General features: G+C 71.5%; 15 protein-coding genes. 10 read left to right on the top strand and 5 right to left on the bottom strand.

Annotated features, from left to right (window positions below; translation table 11 throughout):
• Window position 1 precedes the first annotated feature (1 nt).
• A complete protein-coding gene (locus ACIBO2_RS38395) occupies window positions 2-1,531 on the top strand; it encodes an AMP-binding protein (protein ID WP_397303399.1) in 1,530 nt (509 codons plus the stop codon).
• A gap of 101 nt (window positions 1,532-1,632) precedes the next feature.
• Here the strand turns inward: ACIBO2_RS38395 and ACIBO2_RS38390 are convergent, their stop codons facing one another.
• A complete protein-coding gene (locus tag ACIBO2_RS38390) occupies window positions 1,633-2,223 on the bottom strand; it encodes a TetR family transcriptional regulator (RefSeq protein ID WP_358535023.1) in 591 nt (196 codons plus the stop codon).
• Window positions 2,224-2,329: 106 nt separating this feature from the next.
• Between ACIBO2_RS38390 and ACIBO2_RS38385 the strand changes: the two genes are divergently transcribed.
• Complete coding sequence (locus tag ACIBO2_RS38385) at window positions 2,330-3,556, top strand: cytochrome P450 (RefSeq protein WP_397303395.1); 1,227 nt, start codon at window positions 2,330-2,332, stop codon at window positions 3,554-3,556.
• A gap of 32 nt (window positions 3,557-3,588) precedes the next feature.
• On the opposite strand, the gene ACIBO2_RS38380 is transcribed toward ACIBO2_RS38385, so the two are convergent.
• Window positions 3,589-4,497, bottom strand: a complete 909-nt coding sequence (locus ACIBO2_RS38380) for a cyclase family protein (protein ID WP_358535019.1) — start codon at window positions 4,495-4,497, stop codon at window positions 3,589-3,591.
• A gap of 30 nt (window positions 4,498-4,527) precedes the next feature.
• Here ACIBO2_RS38380 and ACIBO2_RS38375 point away from each other — a divergent pair, with 30 nt between their 5' ends.
• Complete coding sequence (locus tag ACIBO2_RS38375) at window positions 4,528-5,745, top strand: serine hydrolase domain-containing protein (RefSeq protein WP_358535017.1); 1,218 nt, start codon at window positions 4,528-4,530, stop codon at window positions 5,743-5,745.
• Between the two features lie 97 nt (window positions 5,746-5,842).
• Here the strand turns inward: ACIBO2_RS38375 and ACIBO2_RS38370 are convergent, their stop codons facing one another.
• Complete coding sequence (locus ACIBO2_RS38370) at window positions 5,843-6,700, bottom strand: SDR family NAD(P)-dependent oxidoreductase (RefSeq protein WP_358536121.1); 858 nt, start codon at window positions 6,698-6,700, stop codon at window positions 5,843-5,845.
• The gene (locus ACIBO2_RS38365; RefSeq protein WP_358535015.1) at window positions 6,700-7,305 is read right to left on the bottom strand and encodes an isochorismatase family cysteine hydrolase; all 606 of its coding nucleotides are present in this window, start codon (window positions 7,303-7,305) and stop codon (window positions 6,700-6,702) included. The genes ACIBO2_RS38370 and ACIBO2_RS38365 overlap by 1 nt, the downstream gene beginning before the upstream one ends.
• A 161-nt stretch (window positions 7,306-7,466) precedes the next feature.
• On the opposite strand from ACIBO2_RS38365, the gene ACIBO2_RS38360 reads away from it, so the two are divergent.
• From ACIBO2_RS38360 to ACIBO2_RS38335, 6 genes are read left to right on the top strand one after another with little or no spacing between them, the layout of a single operon-like run.
• On the top strand, window positions 7,467-9,299 hold the full coding sequence (locus tag ACIBO2_RS38360) for a protein kinase (RefSeq protein ID WP_358535013.1): 1,833 nt from the start codon (window positions 7,467-7,469) through the stop codon (window positions 9,297-9,299).
• 39 nt (window positions 9,300-9,338) lie between these two features.
• Entirely contained in the window at window positions 9,339-9,698 is a 360-nt protein-coding gene (locus ACIBO2_RS38355; protein WP_225299262.1) for a Zn-ribbon domain-containing OB-fold protein, read from the top strand.
• Window positions 9,695-10,018, top strand: a complete 324-nt coding sequence (locus ACIBO2_RS38350) for a VOC family protein (protein ID WP_225299260.1) — start codon at window positions 9,695-9,697, stop codon at window positions 10,016-10,018. The genes ACIBO2_RS38355 and ACIBO2_RS38350 overlap by 4 nt, the downstream gene beginning before the upstream one ends.
• 54 nt (window positions 10,019-10,072) lie before the next feature.
• On the top strand, window positions 10,073-11,611 hold the full coding sequence (locus tag ACIBO2_RS38345) for a class I adenylate-forming enzyme family protein (protein ID WP_358535009.1): 1,539 nt from the start codon (window positions 10,073-10,075) through the stop codon (window positions 11,609-11,611).
• Between the two features lie 3 nt (window positions 11,612-11,614).
• Window positions 11,615-13,756 (top strand): acetate--CoA ligase family protein, encoded by a 2,142-nt coding sequence (locus ACIBO2_RS38340; RefSeq protein ID WP_397303388.1) that lies wholly within the window; start codon window positions 11,615-11,617, stop codon window positions 13,754-13,756.
• The gene (locus tag ACIBO2_RS38335; RefSeq protein WP_358535005.1) at window positions 13,743-14,492 is read left to right on the top strand and encodes a glucose 1-dehydrogenase; all 750 of its coding nucleotides are present in this window, start codon (window positions 13,743-13,745) and stop codon (window positions 14,490-14,492) included. The genes ACIBO2_RS38340 and ACIBO2_RS38335 overlap by 14 nt, the downstream gene beginning before the upstream one ends.
• Here ACIBO2_RS38335 and ACIBO2_RS38330 read toward each other — a convergent pair.
• A complete protein-coding gene (locus tag ACIBO2_RS38330; protein ID WP_358535003.1) occupies window positions 14,486-15,136 on the bottom strand; it encodes a PaaI family thioesterase in 651 nt (216 codons plus the stop codon). The genes ACIBO2_RS38335 and ACIBO2_RS38330 overlap by 7 nt on opposite strands.
• A gap of 287 nt (window positions 15,137-15,423) precedes the next feature.
• Between ACIBO2_RS38330 and ACIBO2_RS38325 the strand changes: the two genes are divergently transcribed.
• Complete coding sequence (locus ACIBO2_RS38325; protein ID WP_397303385.1) at window positions 15,424-17,433, top strand: CHAP domain-containing protein; 2,010 nt, start codon at window positions 15,424-15,426, stop codon at window positions 17,431-17,433.
• The last annotated feature ends 18 nt before the right edge of the window (window positions 17,434-17,451 follow it).

Below are 17,451 nucleotides of genomic sequence, written 5' to 3'. Positions count from 1 at the left end.
GATGATCCACAGCTTGTCGCTGTCCGACGTACTCGCCGAGCACGCGCGCAGCCGCCCCCAGGTGACGGCGGTGGTGGACGGGGAGGTGCGGCTCACCTACCCCGAGCTGGACGAGCGGGTCGGCCGCCTCGCCGACGCCCTCGCCGGGGCGGGCGTGACGGCCGGCGAACGCGTGCTCTGGCTCGGCCAGAACTCGCACGCGGTGCTGGAGCTGCTGCTGGCCTGCTCACGGCTGGGGGCGATCTTCTGCCCGGCCAACTGGCGGCAGTCGGCGGACGAGCTGCGCTTCGTGGTCGAGGACCTGACGCCGCGGGTGATCGTACGGGAGCCGTCCGACGCCACCATGGCCCTGACCGAGGGCACCGCCCAGCCCGACGCCACCGCAACCCCGACCGAGGGCACGGCGCTCTGGGTGGAGGCCGGGGCCGGCTACGAGCGGCTGGTCGAGAGCGGCACCGCCAGGGACTTCCCGCCCGTCGAGGACGCCGAGCCGGTGCTGGCGCTCTATACCGCCGCCTTCGACGGCCGTCCCAACGCGGCGCTCCTCAGCAGCGCGGCCCTGCTGGCCCACGGCGCGTCCCTGCTCGTGGTGCGCCAGATGGAGCCCGGCTTCACCTTCCTCAACAATGGGCCGCTCTTCCATGTCGGCACGATGATGTTCTGCCTGGCCACCCTCCAGATCGGCGGCACGAACGTCTTCACCCCCGCCTTCGACGCCGAGGAGGTGTGCCGCCTGATCGACGCCGAGCGGGTCACGCAGGCGTTCCTGTTCGGCCCGATGATCGACGCCGTGACGAAGGCGAACACCGGCGGCAAGTACGACCTGTCGTCCCTGAGGTTCGTCTCGCACTCCGCGGAATGGGACGCGATGATCACTGTGGACGACTCTCCCTGGTGCCGGTCCAAGATGGGCGGGTACGGGCAGACGGAGGTCGGCGGCATGCTCACCTTCCTGGGCCTGGCGCCGGGCGCCGCCGGTTTCGCCGGTCGGCCGTCGCCGCTGGTCCAGGTCCGCATCCTGGCCCCCGACGGGGCCGAGCTGCCGGCGGGCGAGGTGGGCGAGATCTGCGCCCGCGGCAAGACCCTCTTTTCCGGATATTTCGCCCGCCCCGACTTAAATGCGGCAAAGTCGGCGTACGGCTGGCATCACACCGGCGACCTCGGACGTCGCGAGCCCGACGGCACGATCACCTTCATCGGCCCCCGGCTGCGCATGATCAAGTCCGGCGCCGAGAACGTCTACCCGGCCGAGGTCGAACGCGCGCTCAAAGCCCACCCGGCCGTCGCCGACGCCGCCGTGATCGGCGTGCCCGACGCGACCTGGCACCAGGCGGTCAAGGCGGTGGTGGCGCTCAAGGAGGGTGCGACGGCCACGGCCGGCGACCTCATCGAGCACGTCAAGAGCGCACTCGCCTCCTACAAGAAGCCGCGCGAGGTGGCGTTCGTCGACGCGATCCCCAAGCGCGGCTTCACCCCGGACTACGACGCTTTGGACGCCGCCCACGGCGGCGGCAACTATCCGGGCGCCTGACGCTTCACCGGCGTAGGAGGGCCCGCGCCTGGACGGTTCACCGGCGCGGGAGGGCTCGCACCTGACGGGTCACAGGCGCGGGAGGGCTCGCACCGGACGGTTCACAGGCGCAGGCCCTCCTCCAGATGGGCGAGGGCCTTGTCGATCTCGGCGGGCCCGTCCAGCTCAGGGTCCTTCACCCACTCGAACCAGACCGCGAACATCACGCCGGTGATCGCCCCCGTGATGTTGCGGATCTCCGGATCGGACATGTCCCGCCCCACCCGCCTGGCCAGGATCTCCTGCATGGACCTGAGCGTCCCGGAGACGTTCGTCAGACTCGCCGCCCACAGCTCGGGCACCGTGAACATGAGCTTCTCCCGCTCCACCCCTTCGGCGAGCTCCTCGGGCGTCTGGGCCGCCGTCACCTCCCGCAGGGCGACGCGGACCGCGCGTATCGGGTGTAGATCGGCCGGAGCGGCCTTCAGGGCCTCGGCGAAGGCCGGGAAGTGGTCGACGAATACCAGATCCTCCTTCGAGGCGAAATAGCGGAACACCGTGCTGGGCGCGACCTCCGCCGCCTCGGCGATCTGCTCGACCGTGGTCTCGGTGTAGCCCTGCTCGCGGAACAGCCGCAGCGCCTCCTTCTGGATCAGCGCCCGCGTCTTGGCCTTCTTCCGCTCGCGCAGTCCCTGGGCCGGTCGATCGCTCATGTCGCCAATTGTCGGGGTTGCGGCACGAAGCCGTCCACTCACAAGATCCCAAATTCCGCTATACAACTCTCAAATCGGAGTCTACTCTCAAAATATGCGACTTCCCATGAAGAGAACTCCCGGCTGCCCCTTCGACCCACCCCCCGAGCTGGCGAAGCTGCCGCCGATGGCGCGTCTGGACTACCCGGACGGGCACGCGGGCTGGCTCGCGACGGGCTACGAGGCCGCGCGGGCCGTGCTGAGCGACCCTCGATTCAGCAACCGTCAGGAGCTCAAGCACAGTGCGGTACGCATGACCTCGCAGTTCGGCCAGGACCAGCCCGCTCCACCCGGCAGGTTCGTGACGACCGACCCGCCCGTGCACACCCGCTACCGCCGCCTGCTCACCGGCCAGTTCACGGTCCGCAGGATGCGGCTGCTCGAACCGCGGATCGAGCAGATCACCGCCGACCACCTCGACGCCATGGTCGCGGCGGGGCCGCCCGTGGACCTGGTGCGGGCGTACGCGCTGCCGATCCCGTCCCTGGTCATCTGCGAGCTGCTCGGCGTGCCGTACGAGGACCACGACTTCTTCCAGGAGCAGACCGCGCGGCTGGTCGCGATCGACGAGGAGGGCGTGCCGGAGCTGGCGGCGCTGGTCGGCTATCTGGGCGAGCTGGTACGACGCAAGCGCGTCGAGCCGGGTGACGACCTGATCAGCGGCCTGACCGGCGACCTCGACGACGAGGAGCTGACGAATTTCGCGCTCATCCTGCTCGTCGCCGGCCACGAGACCACCGCGAACATGCTTGGCCTGGGCGTGTTCGCGCTACTGGAGCACCCGGAGCAGCGGGCCCTGTTCAGCGGCGCGAGCACGAACGCGCTCACAGGCGGGAGCGCAAGCGAAGGCGGAGGCTCGGTCGAAGGCGGAGGTGAGGGCGCGGGCGCGGGCGCGGTTGAGAGTGCGGTCGAGGAGCTGATGCGCTGGCTGTCGATCCTGCACGCGGGCGCGCCGAACCGGGTCGCGCTGGAGGACGTGGAGGTGGCTGGCGAGTTGGTCAGGAAGGGCGAGACGGTCGCGCTGTCGCTGCCGGCGATCAACCGGGACCCGAGCGTGTTCGCCGATCCGGGCGAGCTGCGGCTCGACCGGGCCGAGGCGCGGCGGCACCTGGGCTTCGGGCACGGCGTGCACCAGTGCCTGGGGCAGCAGCTGGCCAGAATCGAGATGCGGATCGGCTACCGCAGGCTCTTCGAACGCTTCCCCGGCCTGCGGCTGGCCGTGCCCGCCTCCGATGTGCCGCTGAAGGAGCGCTCGGGGGTCTATGGCGTCGAGTCCCTGCCTGTCACGTGGTGATGATCGGGTCCGGAGGATCGGGTTGACCGGGCTCAGAGGATCGCCAGTGGGTTGAGTGGGCTTCCGGTCCCGCCCTCGATCCTGAGCGGGGCCGCGACGAACACGAACTCCGTACGGCCCGCCGCACTCAGCTCCTCCAGCCAGAGCAGCTCGATCAGGTGGATGCCGTGGCGGTGGAGCAGGATGAGGTGGAGGTCGTCGTCGAGCGGCTCGTCGGCGAGCTGGTGGGCGTTCAGGCCGCCGATCGCGGCGTTGTCGGCGGCCACCACCGAGACGTCCCGCTCGGCCAGCCAGCGCCCCGCCTCGGCCGACAGCCCCGGCTGTCCCGACCAGTACTCCTCGCGCGAGCGCTCCCACACGGCGGGCCAGCCGGTACGGATCACCGCGACGTCACCCGCGCGCGGCACGGCGATCTCCGCCAGCAGCTCCGCCGGGATACGGAAGTCGGCGGGCAGGTGGTCGAGCCCGAGGTGGCGGGGTACGTCGAACAGGACTCCCCGCGCGACAACCCCGCCCACTTGCTCGATGCCGCACCGGGTGGCGCCGTAGGAGCGCACCCGCGCGGCGGGGTGGCCGTTGTAGAGCTCCTCGCCCGACCACATGTGGCAGAGCGCGTCCATGTGCGTGGTCGTGCCGTGGTGGGTGACGATCAGCGCGTCATCGGCCATCCGCAGCCCCGCGCCCACCGGCCGGGCGCCGGCCGCGTAGTCACCACCGTCGACCGACATGAAGTGCTGCGGCAGCGGGCGGCCCTTCAGATGGGGCACGGTGCCGGGCGCGGGCGAGGAGGTGGCACCCCTGATCGGCATGGACAGGCTGAGAACCTGGCCGGTCCGCGCGGTGGCCAATCCGGCCAGTACCAAGTTGCCAGTGAGCAGATTGAGCGTGCCCCGTTGATCCTCTGGGCCGAAACGTCCCCAATTGTTAGGCTCGGCAGCCAAGTACGTGCTCCCTTCCTGTCGGAGGTCTTGATGCACTGCGATCCCCGGTTCTCCCGCGTGCGCGAGGTGTTCGAACGCCATTTCGCCGACGGCCTCGAACTGGGGGCCGCGTTCGCCGTCTACCTCGACGGCGAACTGGTCGTGGACCTGTGGGACGGCGTGGCCGACCGCCGCACGGAACGGCCGTGGGAGGCCGACACCCCCGTCTTCGCCTACTCCTGCACCAAGGCGATCGCCGCGACCGTGCTGCTCCAACTGGCCGAGCGGGGACTGGTGGACGTGACCGCGCCGGTGGCGGAGGTCTGGCCGGAGTTCGGGGTGCGGGCCAAGCAGCGCGTCACCGTCGAGCACCTGCTCAGCCACCAGGCGGGACTGCCCGCGCTGGACGAGCGGGTGCCGGTGGCGGAGTTCGAGGACCAGCCCGCCATCGCGGCGCGCCTGGCCGGGCAGCGGCCGATCTGGCGGCCCGGGTCGGCGCACGGGTATCACGCTCTGACGTACGGGTTCCTGGTGGGCGAGGTCGTACGCCGGGTGACGGGCAAGTCGGTGGGTGAGCTGGTGGCGGCGGAGATCGCCGGGCCGCTCGGCCTCGACCTGTGGGTCGGCGCGCCCGACGACGTGATCGCCAGAGCCGCCCGGCTGACGGCGGAGCCCTCGCCCGGCAGCGAGAGCGACCGGCGCCTGCCTGCGCCCGAGACCGGGGGCGGCCAGGCCCGCCGCGCCCCCGGCGCCCTGCCTCGCACGCCCATCGGGCCGCCGAAGGATCCGATCGCCGCGATCGCCATGGCCGCCAAGGACCCGGACAGCCTGATGAACCGCACCATGGGCAACCCGCGCATCCAGGACCTTCAGGGCGGGGCCAACAACCCGGTGATGCTGCGTGCCGGGTGGCCCGCCGTGGGCCTCGTCACGACGGCCAGGTCCCTGGCGGCGTTCTACCGCTCGCTGCTCGCCGGCGACCTGCTGCGGCCGGAGACACTGACGGACGCCATCCGCCCCCGGGCGTCGGGGCCCGACCAGGTCCTGCTGCTGGAGAGCGCGTTCGGGCTCGGCTTCATGCGGCCCGGCATGTCGTTCTTCGTGCCGTCGGTGACCGCGTTCGGGCACACCGGTGTGGGCGGGTCCATCGGCCTGGCCGACCCCAAGTACGGCGTGGCCGCCGGATATGTCATGAACAAGATGGCCGACGTCTTCTCCGGTAACCAGCGGGCGATCCGCCTCATGGAAGCCGTCTACCGATCCCTGTGATCGTGTCGGTCGCATCGGGATCGTCATCGTGTCGTCATCTGCGTCGCCCACTCGCGTCATCACCGCGTCGTGCTGTTCATGTCGTTCGTCGGCGTCGTCACTGCATCGTCACGCCGCCGCTGACCGACAGCGTCTGGCCGGTGATGTAGGCGGCGCGTTCCGTACACAGGTAGGCGACCAGGCCCGCCACGTCGGCGGGCGTGCCGAGGCGGCGCAGCGGGACGGCCCTGACGATCTTGTCGACCAGCCCGGGCTCGGCCGCCGAGACGCGCCGGAGCATCGGGGTGTCGGTGGGTCCCGGGCAGACCACGTTGGCGGTGACATGCGCCCTGGCCGCTTCGCGGGCGAGCGTCTTGGCCAGGCCGAACAGCCCGGCCTTGGTGGCCGCGTAGGCGCCCTCGCCGCCGGAGCCCGCCCTGGCGCCGTCCGACGAGATGAACACCAGCCGCCCCCACCCCCGCTCGATCATGCCCGGCAGCAGCAGCTTGGTCAGCAGCATCGGGCCGCGCAGGTTGACCTGCCACATGAGATCCCAGTTCGCCGGGTCACTGGCGGTGAACGGCTCGACGATCGACACCCCGGCGTTGTGCACAAGGATGTCGACCGGCCCGGCCGCGTCACAGAACCGCTCGATGGAGGAGGGCGAGGCGAGGTCGACGGCCAGGGCAGTAGCCTCCGGCAGCCCCGCAGTCGCTTCCTCGGCTCCGGGCAGCCCCGCAGTCATCTCCTCGGCTCCGGGCAGCCCCGCAGTCACCTCCTCGGCTCCCGGCCGCCCCGCGATCACCTCCTCGGCCCCCCGCAGCCGTGCGGCCACTTTCTCAGCCCCCGGCAGGTCCACGTCGGCGACCACCACCCGGGCGCCCAGTGCGGCGAGGTCCGCGGCGATCGCCGCGCCGATCGCGCCCGCTCCCCCGGTCACGACGGCCGCGCGTCCGTCGAGCCGCATCCCCTCCATCACCGCTCGCCGCCCGCCTTCCACTCTTCGACCAGCTCGGCGGCGGTGGTGCGGGCGGCCAGGAGGGGGATCGTGTGTTTCAGTACGGCCAGCGCGTAGCCGTCCGGTACGCCCGCGACGGCGTCGGTCACCACGGTGACCCGGTAGCCGAGGTTCACCGCCTCCAGGGCCAGGCCGGGGATGCCCAGGTTGAGCGAGAGCCCGACGGCCACCACGTGCGCGACGTCCAGCGAGCGCAGCGTCATGTCGAGCGAGGTCCCGGTGAACGGGGAGAACCCGTGGTGGCGCCGGCTCTCCAGGTCCGTGTCGGCCAGCAGTTCGGGCAGCACCTCCACGGCGGGCGTGCCCTCCAGCATGTGGCCGGGGTCCTTGAGCAGGGCGGCGATGAACGGGCTGTTGTGGGTGTGGGAGCCGGCTCGGTCGGCGCGGAAGGCCGCGGTGCAGTGGATCACCGGGAGGCCGGCCGTCCTGGCCGCCTGGAGTACGGAGACGGCGTTGCGTACGACGCCACGCTGCTGGCACGCGACCACCAGGTCCGGAAATTTCGTTAGATCGCCGACGACGCCCCGCTGCATCTCCATGACCAGCACGGCCGTACGATCCATGCGAAGCCTCCACTTAGCCGAGCGCTTGCTTGGCTTCGAACATATCACCCGGACCTCGGGGCCATAATCCCCTGACATCTGGCGAAATATCTGGAGTCGTGACAACCGGAACCCCAGATGAGACCGTCGAACGAGAGACGGCTGCGCTATGGGGGTTCGCCTTGGTCCCTGGTTACCGAGAAGTACGCCAGCTCGGCGCGGGGCACACGGGCCGCGTGTTCCTCGCCACCTACCAGGCCACCGGAGCCTACGTCGCGATCAAATACCTGAACGCGACCCTGCGCCGGGACACCGAGTTCATGGACCGCTTCCGGGTGGACGCCCCCTCACTCGTCGAGCTCGACGACCCGAACGTGGTCCAGCTCTACGAGTTCGTGGAGACCCCGACCAGGGCCGCGGTGGTGATGGAGCTGGTCGACGGGGTGTCGCTGCGGACGATCCTGGCCGAGCACGGCAGGACCAGCCCGGAGGCGGCGCTGGCGGTGCTGAAGAGCACGCTCCTGGCCCTGGCCGCTTCCCACGACAAGGGCGTGGCCCACCGGGACGTCAAACCGGAGAACTTACTGGTCCAGGCCGACGGCACGAGCAAGCTGAGCGACTTCGGGGTGGTGGTGCACGCCGAGGAGCCAGGGGTGCCGGCGGGCAGCCCGCCGTACATGTCGCCCGAGCTGTGGACGCAAGGGGACGCTGGGCCGCCCGCCGACCTCTACGCGGCGGCGTGCCTGCTGTTCGAGACCGTCAAGGGGCGCCCGCCGTACAAGGCTGAGGACGTCGCGTCGCTGCGGGACAAACACCTGGTCGAGCCGGTGCCGCTGGAGGTCGCCCCCGACTCGCTGCGCGACCTGCTCCGGCGTGGACTGGCCAAGGACCCGGCAGTCAGGTACGCCTCGGCCCGGCAGTTCGCGGCGGAGCTGGAGGAGGACGCGGTCGCCGGCTACGGCCCCGACTGGGAGAAGCGCGGGCGCCGCCACCTCGGCGAGCTGGCCACGCTGCTCGCGCTCCGCTTCCCCCTGGCCAAGACCGACACGCCGACCGCCACCCTGGGGGCGGTCCGCGGGCGGCGGATCACCGTGCCCAAGCTGCCGCCGCACCTGTGGATCGCGGGCGCGACGGCCGTCGCCGTGCTGATCGCGGTGGTGCTCTCGGACGGGCGCCTGGCCACCGGCCCGGCGGGCACCGTGCTCATGCCGCAGCCGAAGACGTCCGAGCAGCTGGATCCCACCCCGGTCGATGACAAGACCCCGGCCCGCCGGGCCTCGGAGACCAGCCGTCCCACGGCCAGGACGTCGACGGCCGTTCCCGTACCGTCTGCCACCGCTCCCACGCCGCCCCCTCCCACCGTGTCCCGCCAGCCCTCCCGGGCGCTGCCCAGTCCGGCCGTGCGGTCGGCCGACATCGTCCAGTGGACCGGCTCGGCGGGCGCGGTGCGCGTGGCCGCCGACGGTCGGGGGCCGGTGCGGCTGCGCATCACGTACACGCGGCGCGACGGCGACGGCCAAGCCCGCACGGTGCATCAGGAGACCCGCACGCTGACCGGCCGGACCGCCTACACCGACCCCGTGGCCCGCGACCTGGGCTCCGTCGGGTGCGGCAAGCAGGCGCACTTCGGCCTCCTGTTATCGACCGAGCCGGCGGCGGCCAACGGCCCGCAGGTCAGTGAGGTGACCGTGGACGGGCCGCCCTGCCCGGCGCCCAGTCCCTCGCCCTCGCCCTCGCCCTCGCCCTCGACCACCCAGGAGCACGCCACTCCGACGCCGTCCCAGCCACCCTTCGCGCTGCCCTCCGACCCACGGCGTACCTCCGACGCCCCGCGCACCTCCGACGCCCCGGCCTTCGCCTCGCCGGACTCCTCCGACGCGCCGCCCCTCACCTCGCCTCGCTCCTCCGACGCACCGGCCTTCGCCGGGCCGAGCGCTGATTCGGTGACCCCCGACTCGGCTTCGCTGACCTCGGAGGAGCCCGTGGCCTCGCTCGCCGAGGAACCCGCCGACTAGGGTTGTCGAGCAACCAAGCGTGCGCTAGCTTGGCTAGCGATGACCTGTGACACCTCCGCCTACTGGGCCGCCTGCAGGCGCGGCGAGCTGGTCGTTCAGCGCTGTACGGCCTGCGATCGGCGGGTCCACCTCCCCGAGGCCGACTGTCCCCGGTGCGGTGGCGACCTCGTCTTCGAGCCGGTCTCCGGCGCGGGCGTGGTGCACACGTACACCGTGGTGCACCGCTCGTTCGCGCCCGGCTACCGGGGCCGCGAGCCGTACGTGCTGGCCTGGGTCGACCTGCCCGAAGGCGCGCGCGTGTTCGGCCAGGTCGTGGAGTGCGCACCGGAGGAGGTCCGCATCGGGATGCCGGTGCGGGTGACGTTCGTGGACGACCTACCGCATTGGAGGCCGGCGTGATCGTTGGCAACGTGCTCATACCCGTGGCCGACCTGGACGAGGCGATCGCCTTCTACGGGCTGCCGGTGAAGTTCCGCGACGGAGACAGGTTCGCCGCGCTGAACGGCGGTGGCGTCACCGTGGCGCTGGCCGGCCCCGCCGAGCATGTCACCGCCTCGGCCGCGCCGTCGTTCAAGGTGGACAGCGTTCGGCAGGCCGTACCCGATCTAGTGGCGCGCGGCGCCGAAGTGGTGCGCGAGCCCGAGGACGGGCCGCATGAGACGCGGGCCGTGCTGCGCGATCCCTCAGGAAACGTCTTCGTCCTCTACTCACCCCTCTGACGGCATTCACGTCTCTACCGGCATTCGCCCCTCTGACGACGGAGGCACCCCCCGATGGCGCGATCACCGTACGGCAACTATGGCCACGCGATCCTGACCGCCGCGGCGATGAGCACCCCCGACCGGGTGGCGCTCACCTACTGCGGCGAGCGGAGCTTCACCTATGACGAGCTGAACAGGACCGTCAACCGGCGCGCGCACGCGCTGCTCGCGGCGGGCGTCACCCCGGGCCGGCGGGTGGCCGCGCTGCTGAACGAGACGCTGCACGTGGCAGAGGTGTACCTGGCGCAGGCCAAGATCGGCGCGGTAACGGCGGCGCTGAATCCGTACTGGCCGGTCGACACGCTGCGCGCGGTGGTGGAGCAGTCGGGGTGCACGGCGTTCGTGTACGACTCGACCGTGGAGGGGGTGGTCGCGGAGATCAGGCCGTCGCTGCCCGCCATCACCACCTGGATCAACGCGTCCGACCTTACGGACGGTTCGGAGGAGGAGCCGCCGCTCGGCGGCTTCCACGACGATCCACTCGCGCTCTACTACACCTCGGGGACGACCGGGCTGCCCAAGCCCGTCGTCCACACGCACGCCTCGTCGCTGGCGACCGCGCAGATCTGGCTCGACGTGCCGCGCGGGCCCGACGCGGTGTTCGGCACGGGTGCGATCATCTGGGGCATCGGCTTCCCGGCCATCGTCGGGCCCGCCCTGTACGCCGGGATGCGGCTGGTGCTGGAGCAGGACTGGGGCCCGGCGAACTTCCTGCGCGTCGTGCCGCGCGAGCGGGTCACCCACGTGTCGCAGATCCCGTCGTTCTACGCGGCGCTGCTGGGCTCGTCGGAGCACGAGGCGGTGGACCTGTCGTCCATCCGGGTGATCATGCTGGGCGGCGAGCCGCTGACGGCCACCATGCTCGGCCGGATCAAGGACCGTCTCCCTGACGCGGGCGTCTACTCCTACTACGGCCAGACCGAGGCCCCCTACACCTGCATGGGCCGGGTGGACGACGGCTCCACGCCGCTCGGCTCGTCCGGCCGGGCGCGCACCGGCAACGCCGTCCGGGTGACCGACCCGTCGGGCCGGCGCGTGGTGGACGAGGTCGGCGAGATCAACCTGTCCGGGCCGCACCGGATGTCCGGCTACGACGGCCTGCCGGACAAGACGGCGGAGGTGCTGCGCGGCGAATGGTATGTCGGCGGCGACCTCGGCTCCGTCTCCCCCGACGGCGTGCTGCGCGTGCTCGGGCGGCGCGAGGACGCGATTCTCAAAGGCGGCGTCTGGACCCAGCCGGTCGCGGTCGAGGAGGCCGCGGCCGCGCTCGACGGCGTGGCGGAGGCCGGGGCGGTCGGGGTGCCCGCGCACGTCGACGGGCAGGACGCGGCCGAGCAGCGGATCCTGCTGGCCGTGGTGGCGCGTTCCGGGCACTCGCTCGACGCGGCCAAGCTCGCGCGGGCCCTGGACGACATCCTGGCGCCGCACCAGCGACCTGACCACATCCTGGTGGCCGACGCGCTGCCGCACTTCGAGGACGCCTCCGGCGGGCCCGGCAAGCTCTTACGCAGGGAGATCAGAGAACGGCACGGCCACCTGCTGGAGACCTGAGCCGTGGTCGCCGAACACGAGGCCAAGGAACTGCTGCGCGAGGCCGGGGTACCGGTGCCGCGGGGCGTGGTGGTGCGCGACATGGACTTCGCCCCGGTCGCGGAGTTGCGCGAGCCGCTGGTGCTGAAGGCGTACGGGCCCGAGATCGTGCACAAGTCCGAGGCCGGGGCCGTGGTGCTCGGGCTGAGCCGGGCCGACGTCCCGATCGAGGCCGCCAGGATGCTGGCCTCGGGCGTGGCGGCCGAGGGGTTTCTGGTCGAAGAGCAGGCCCCCGGCGGCGTGGAGCTGATCGTCGGGCTGGTCCACGATCCGGGCTTCGGGCCCGTGCTGCTCGCCGGGCTGGGCGGAGTATGGACCGAGACGCTGCGGGACACGGCACTGGGCCTCTGCCCGATCTCGGAGGGGGACGCGCGGCGGATGCTGGGCTCGCTGCGCGGGTCTCCGGTGCTGTACGGGCTGCGCGGGCGTCCAGGGGTGGACGTCGACGCGGTGGTGAAGCTGCTCATGACGGTCGGCGGGTCTGGCGGGTTGTGGGAGCGGCTGGAACTGGGCGAGTTCGAGATCAATCCGGTGATCGCTACCGAGTCGGGCGTTGTGGCGGTGGACGCGCGGTATCTCCCGGCGGCCCACGTCTCGAACGGCGGTCAGGACGGAGTGCTCGGTGAGCCCACGGACTTCGGGCCGCTCTTCGAGCCCAGGGCGGTGGCCGTGGCCGGGGCCTCCACCACGCGGCCGAACTTCGGGAACATGTTCCTCGAGTTCTACAAGGCCGCCGGCATCCCCCTGGTCGCGGTGCATCCCGAGGCGCGGGAGGTGAGCGGCGTGCCCGCCGTGCCGTCCCTGGCCGTGGCGGACGTGGACTACGCGCTGGTGGCGGTGCCCGCGGAGCGATGTGCCCAGGTCGTACGTGAGGCGTCCGGCGTGCCGTACGTGCAGGTCATGAGCGGCGGCTTCGGCGAGGCGGGACGGCCGGAACTGGAGCGGGAGCTCGTCGCGGCGGCGCGGGCGGCGGGGACGCGACTGCTCGGCCCCAATTGCATGGGCGTGTACTGCCCGCGCGGGCGGCAGACGTTCGTCGGCGGGGGGATGGGCCCGGCGGGGACGGTCGCGCTGATCTCGCAGAGCGGCGGGCTGGCCGGAGAGGTGATCAAGGTGGGCGAGCGCCGTGGGCTGGCCTTCAGCCGGGTGGCCACCGTGGGGAACGCGGCCGACGTCACCCCGGCCGAGCTGCTCCGCTGGCTGTCGGCCGACTCCGAGACGCGGGCCGTCGGGCTCTACCTGGAGGACCCGCGTGACGGGCGGGCGCTGTACGAGGCGCTGGCGGCCGCTCCGGTGCCCGTGGTGCTGCTGGTCGGCGGGCGCAGCGCGCAGGGGCAGCGGGCCGCGGCCTCGCACACCGGCGGGCTGGTGAGTGATGGGCGGATCTGGCAGGCGCTCGCCGACCAGACCGGGGCGACGCTGGTGACCTCCCAGGACGACCTGATCGGCGTCCTCGCCTTCTTCCAGGCACACGGCGCCCGGTTGGCGGGTCCGGACGGCGGGGCCGTGGTCTCGGGTGGCCAGACGGGCTCCGGAGGCACGCAGGGGATTCCCCAAGGCGAGGCGGCGGTCGGCGAGACGGGTTTCGAGTCGCGTGGCGGAACGCTGGTGATCGGGCCGAGTGGCGGGGCGAGTGTGCTGGCCGCCGACGCCTTCGACCGGGCCGGGGTGTCACTCGGGCCGCTGCCGGACTCGGCGCTCGGGGAGTTGCGCGGGCTGGGGCTGGGGGCCGGGTCATCCCTGGCCAACCCGCTGGAGGTGCCCGTCGGCCCGCGGAGCGGGCCGGACCTGGTCCAGCGGGCCGTCGAGGCGATCGTGCGGCACCGGTCGTACCCGGATGTGGTGGCGCATGTGAACGTACAGAGCTTCTTCACCTATGGGACGCGGGCCGAGCCGCTGTTCGAGTACGCGCGGGCGCTGGCGGCCGCACAGGACGCCCTCCCGGAGACCAGAGTCACCCTGGTCACCAGGAACGGCGAGTGCGCGCCCCCCGGTGTCGAGGACGAAGTCAGGGCGATCGTGGCGGCGGCCGGGATCCCCGTCTACCGAACTATGGAGGCGGCCGCGGTGGCCGTCGCGGCGGGAGGTCGCAATGGGACTGCTTGACGGCAAGGTGGCACTGATCACCGGCGGGGCGCGCGGCATGGGCGAGGCGCATGTGCGGTTGTTCCTGGCGGAGGGGGCGCGCGTGGTGTTCGGTGACGTACTGGATGAAGAGGGCAAGGCGCTGGCCGAGGAGACGGGCGCGACCTTCGTCCATCACGACGTCACCTCCCCAGAGGACTGGGACCGCGCGATCGCGACCGTGACGGATCTGCACGAGAGGTTAGACATCCTGGTCAACAACGCCGGGATACTTAAATTTCGGCGTATCGCCGATATGGCGGTCGAGGAGTTCGACCGCGTGATCAACGTGAACCTCAGGGGCACCTGGCTCGGCGTCAAGTCCGCCATCGCGCCGATGCGGGCCGCCGGGCGCGGCTCGATCGTGAACATCTCCTCGATCGAGGGCTTCGTCGGCGCCGAGGGGCTGTCGGCGTACGCGGCCTCGAAGTTCGCCATCCGGGGCGTCACCAAGTCGGCCGCCCGCGAGCTGGCCCGCTACAAGATCCGCGTCAACTCGGTACATCCCGGGGCGATCAACACCTCGATGGCCATGGATCCCGAGATCATGAGCGAGGTGGACGCGGACGCGTTCCTCCGCAGCATGGTCATCAAGCGCTTCGCCAAGCCGGTGGAAGTGTCGCACGTGGTGGCGTTCCTGGCCTCGGACCGGTCCAGCTACTGCACGGGCAGCGAGTTCACGGTGGACGGCGGACTGCTGACCGGCGCGGGCTATTGACCGCCGCTTTCGGGGGCCGTCGGTATCGGGGGGCCGTTCAGCCAGGCGGTCGGGGTGATGAAGATGCCTGTCGCCTCGGCCAGCAGCGTGCCGTCCGGCAGCGTCACGCGGGCGTCCGCCCACGCCTTGCGCCCCTCCGTACGCGTGTGCTCCGCCGTCACGATCACCGGCCGGTCGTACGGTACGGGCGCCCGGTAGCGGATGGTCAGCGTGCCCGTCATGCCCGCCAGCCCGGCGACGGCCACCGCCTGCCCCAGCAGGTGGTCGAGGGCCATCGCGGTGATCCCGCCGTGCACGGCGCCGGGCGGCCCCTCGTGCAGCGGCCGGAACGACACCTCCGCCCGCACCCCGCCACTCGCCAGCCGCTCCACGACCAGCGGCACGGCGAACGGGTTCGCGGCGCCGATGGCGGCGTTGCCCAGGTGGCGTACGGTGCCGTCGGGCGCGATGTCGTAGGACCGCGGTGACACGCGGACGGTCGCTTCGAGCCGCTCGGTCAGGGCGGTGAGCTCGGCGGCCACAGCCACCAGCTCGTCCTCCTCGACGCCAGTGCCTATCACCGCGTCCATCAGTTCTCTGGTCTGCTGCGCCAGGGCGCACAGGGCGGCGGTGCGGGACTCGCCGGCGGCGACGTCGATCGTCATGGCCGCATCTTAGAACAGGTTCTACCAAAACACGTTCTAGACACCCAAAGGTAGATCTTTTACTATCAACCAGTCTTCTTTGGGACATTTCTGGCAAGCTTTTGACCTGCGGTTTAGGGTCGCATGACCTCTTGGAGCTCCGTTGACCCGTACCTGACCTGCCCTTACGTCACGGTAGCCTCCTTCAGCACGGAAGACGACAGGCCGCCGGTTTTGCCACATGTGTCCCCCTACCCAGGGCTGTGTGGGTAAACCCGGTCTTGCCCGGAAGGTTCCCTCGCACGTCAATGACGCCTGAGATGAAGAAGTACATCGACCTGCTCGAGAGCCAGCTCGGCTACTCCGAGAAGGCCGACGAGTACACCAAGTTCGGCCATTGGTACGGCAAGAACGTCGAGTTCGACGCCGACTACACCTCCGCCCCTTGGTGTGACATGTACCTGTCGTGGGCCGCTCACAAGCTCGGCTACCAGGACTGGATCGGCCAGTTCGCCTGGACCGTGCAGCACGCCGAGTGGTTCAAGGAACAGGGCGCCTGGGGCCACAAGCCCAAGCCCGGCGCCTTGGTCTTCTACGACTGGAGCGGCTCGAACGACATCGACGCCATCGACCATGTCGGCCTGGTGACCAAGGTCGAGGGCGACAAGATCTTCACGATCGAGGGCAACATCGACGGCGGCGTCGCCAAGCGCAAGGAACGTGACACCAGCAAGGTCGTCGGCTACGGCTACCCGGAGAAGATCAAGACCCGCCTGGAGAGCGAGGCCGCCAAGAACCAGGTCGAGGGCGAGTGGGACGCGCAGCACCGGGCTGACGACCAGGCGTCCACCTCCACGACCGACGTGGGCCAGCTCCAGCTCCCCGACGGCACCCCGCTCGTCGGCATGATCCCCCGTATCGGGCAGGGCGGGGCCCCGCTGGTCGCCCGCCCCAAGCAGGCCACGGGCGCGGACACTCCCCAGCAGGCTGCCGCCCCCACCCCCGCGGCCACCCGCAAGTCGTCGCCCGCGGCCACCACGAAGGCCGCCGAGCAGGCACCCAAGAAGGGCAAGCACGCCAAGCCGGCCACCGCCGACACCAACGCGGTCACCAGCAACCCTGCCCCCCTTCCCACCATCGTCGACGCGTCGTCCAACGCACCGGTGCCCACTCTCTCGTCTCCCGCGCTGATCGGCTCCGCGCTGGTGGCCGCCCTCGCGGTCCTCGCCGTCGCCAAGACCCGGCAGCTGCGTGTACGCTCGGTCCGCGCGGCCGCTGTCGCCGCCCCGGCCGCACGCTCCACTGGCCCGGCCACCCGCCATCGCCACCGTCGCAAGCCCCGCACCGACGCGGCCCCTGTGCTGGTAGGCGCCAGCACGTCCACGGACGTCACCACGCCGTCCACGGACGTCATCATCCCGGCGACGACCCACCTGGAGCTGGTGGGATCGACCGTCCCGGCCGAGCTTTCGGTGCCGGCAGCGGTCCACCTAGAGCCGGCCGAGCTTTTGGCGCCGGCAGCGAACCGCCTGGAGCCGGTCGAGCCGATCGCCGCGTTGTTGTCCATTGCCTCGATCCCCATCCCAGAGGCGACGACGACATTCGACGCCTTCTCTTCCGTTCAGGAGACGACGGCGCCATTCGACGCCTTCTCCCCTGTTTGGGAGACGACGGCGACGTTCGACGCTTTCACCCCTTCCACCCGCCGCGCCGCCACCCCACACCACCCCACGTCCCGCGCTGGACAACACCCCGGCGCCCGTTCCAGTGCCACCGCACGACGTGTCAGTGCCGCGTCGCAGCACCCCGGCGGGCGCACGCCGTACACAAGGGCGACCGAGCCCTGGCCCGCTCCCGGCGAGACGCACAGCTCTCAGACGGGCGGCTACTACGGCCGACGTCGCCGCAGCGGGCACCCGATCGAGGAACCGGCCCCCTTCACGTCCGAGGGCCCGCTGCGCGGCCGACGCCACCGCTCCCCCGCTCCTCACCCCACCGAGGGGTTCGCTCAGGACTCCTCGCCGCACGGCCGCCGCCACCGCTCTCCGCTGGCCGCCCCGTCCCATCTCGAACTGTTCGGCACCGAGCCTTTCGACCCCACCCTCCATGGCCGCCGCCACCGAAACCACGAGACCGTGACATCCACCTCCCTGGCTGTGGGAGGCGACGACGAGCGCGCGGCGAACGACCTCCTCTGGGCGGCCAGGCGTACCGAGGACGACCGTCTGCAGACGGCCGCACACACGCAAGGCAGCACCGTCGTCGAGGCGCGAGAATCCCGTAAGCCGGGCTCCCGCAGGGGCCGCCACCGCGCCTGACCGCCCCCAGGGACGGGA

It is taken from the genome of Nonomuraea sp. NPDC050022 (assembly GCF_044460705.1).
In the GTDB taxonomy this organism is placed as follows: domain Bacteria; phylum Actinomycetota; class Actinomycetes; order Streptosporangiales; family Streptosporangiaceae; genus Nonomuraea.
This window is presented reverse-complemented; position numbering and strand designations above follow the sequence as displayed.

What these genes read in the sequence shown, in the direction of transcription:
- ACIBO2_RS38395 (WP_397303399.1), top strand. Translation starts at nt 2, where the DNA reads ATGATCCACAGCTTGTCGCTGTCCGACGTACTCGCCGAGCACGCGCGC.
- ACIBO2_RS38390 (WP_358535023.1), bottom strand. Translation starts at nt 2,223, where the DNA reads ATGAGCGATCGACCGGCCCAGGGACTGCGCGAGCGGAAGAAGGCCAAG.
- ACIBO2_RS38385 (WP_397303395.1), top strand. Translation starts at nt 2,330, where the DNA reads ATGAAGAGAACTCCCGGCTGCCCCTTCGACCCACCCCCCGAGCTGGCG.
- ACIBO2_RS38375 (WP_358535017.1), top strand. Translation starts at nt 4,528, where the DNA reads ATGCACTGCGATCCCCGGTTCTCCCGCGTGCGCGAGGTGTTCGAACGC.
- ACIBO2_RS38370 (WP_358536121.1), bottom strand. Translation starts at nt 6,700, where the DNA reads ATGGAGGGGATGCGGCTCGACGGACGCGCGGCCGTCGTGACCGGGGGA.
- ACIBO2_RS38365 (WP_358535015.1), bottom strand. Translation starts at nt 7,305, where the DNA reads ATGGATCGTACGGCCGTGCTGGTCATGGAGATGCAGCGGGGCGTCGTC.
- ACIBO2_RS38355 (WP_225299262.1), top strand. Translation starts at nt 9,339, where the DNA reads ATGACCTGTGACACCTCCGCCTACTGGGCCGCCTGCAGGCGCGGCGAG.
- ACIBO2_RS38345 (WP_358535009.1), top strand. Translation starts at nt 10,073, where the DNA reads ATGGCGCGATCACCGTACGGCAACTATGGCCACGCGATCCTGACCGCC.
- ACIBO2_RS38335 (WP_358535005.1), top strand. Translation starts at nt 13,743, where the DNA reads ATGGGACTGCTTGACGGCAAGGTGGCACTGATCACCGGCGGGGCGCGC.
- ACIBO2_RS38330 (WP_358535003.1), bottom strand. Translation starts at nt 15,136, where the DNA reads ATGACGATCGACGTCGCCGCCGGCGAGTCCCGCACCGCCGCCCTGTGC.
- ACIBO2_RS38325 (WP_397303385.1), top strand. Translation starts at nt 15,424, where the DNA reads ATGACGCCTGAGATGAAGAAGTACATCGACCTGCTCGAGAGCCAGCTC.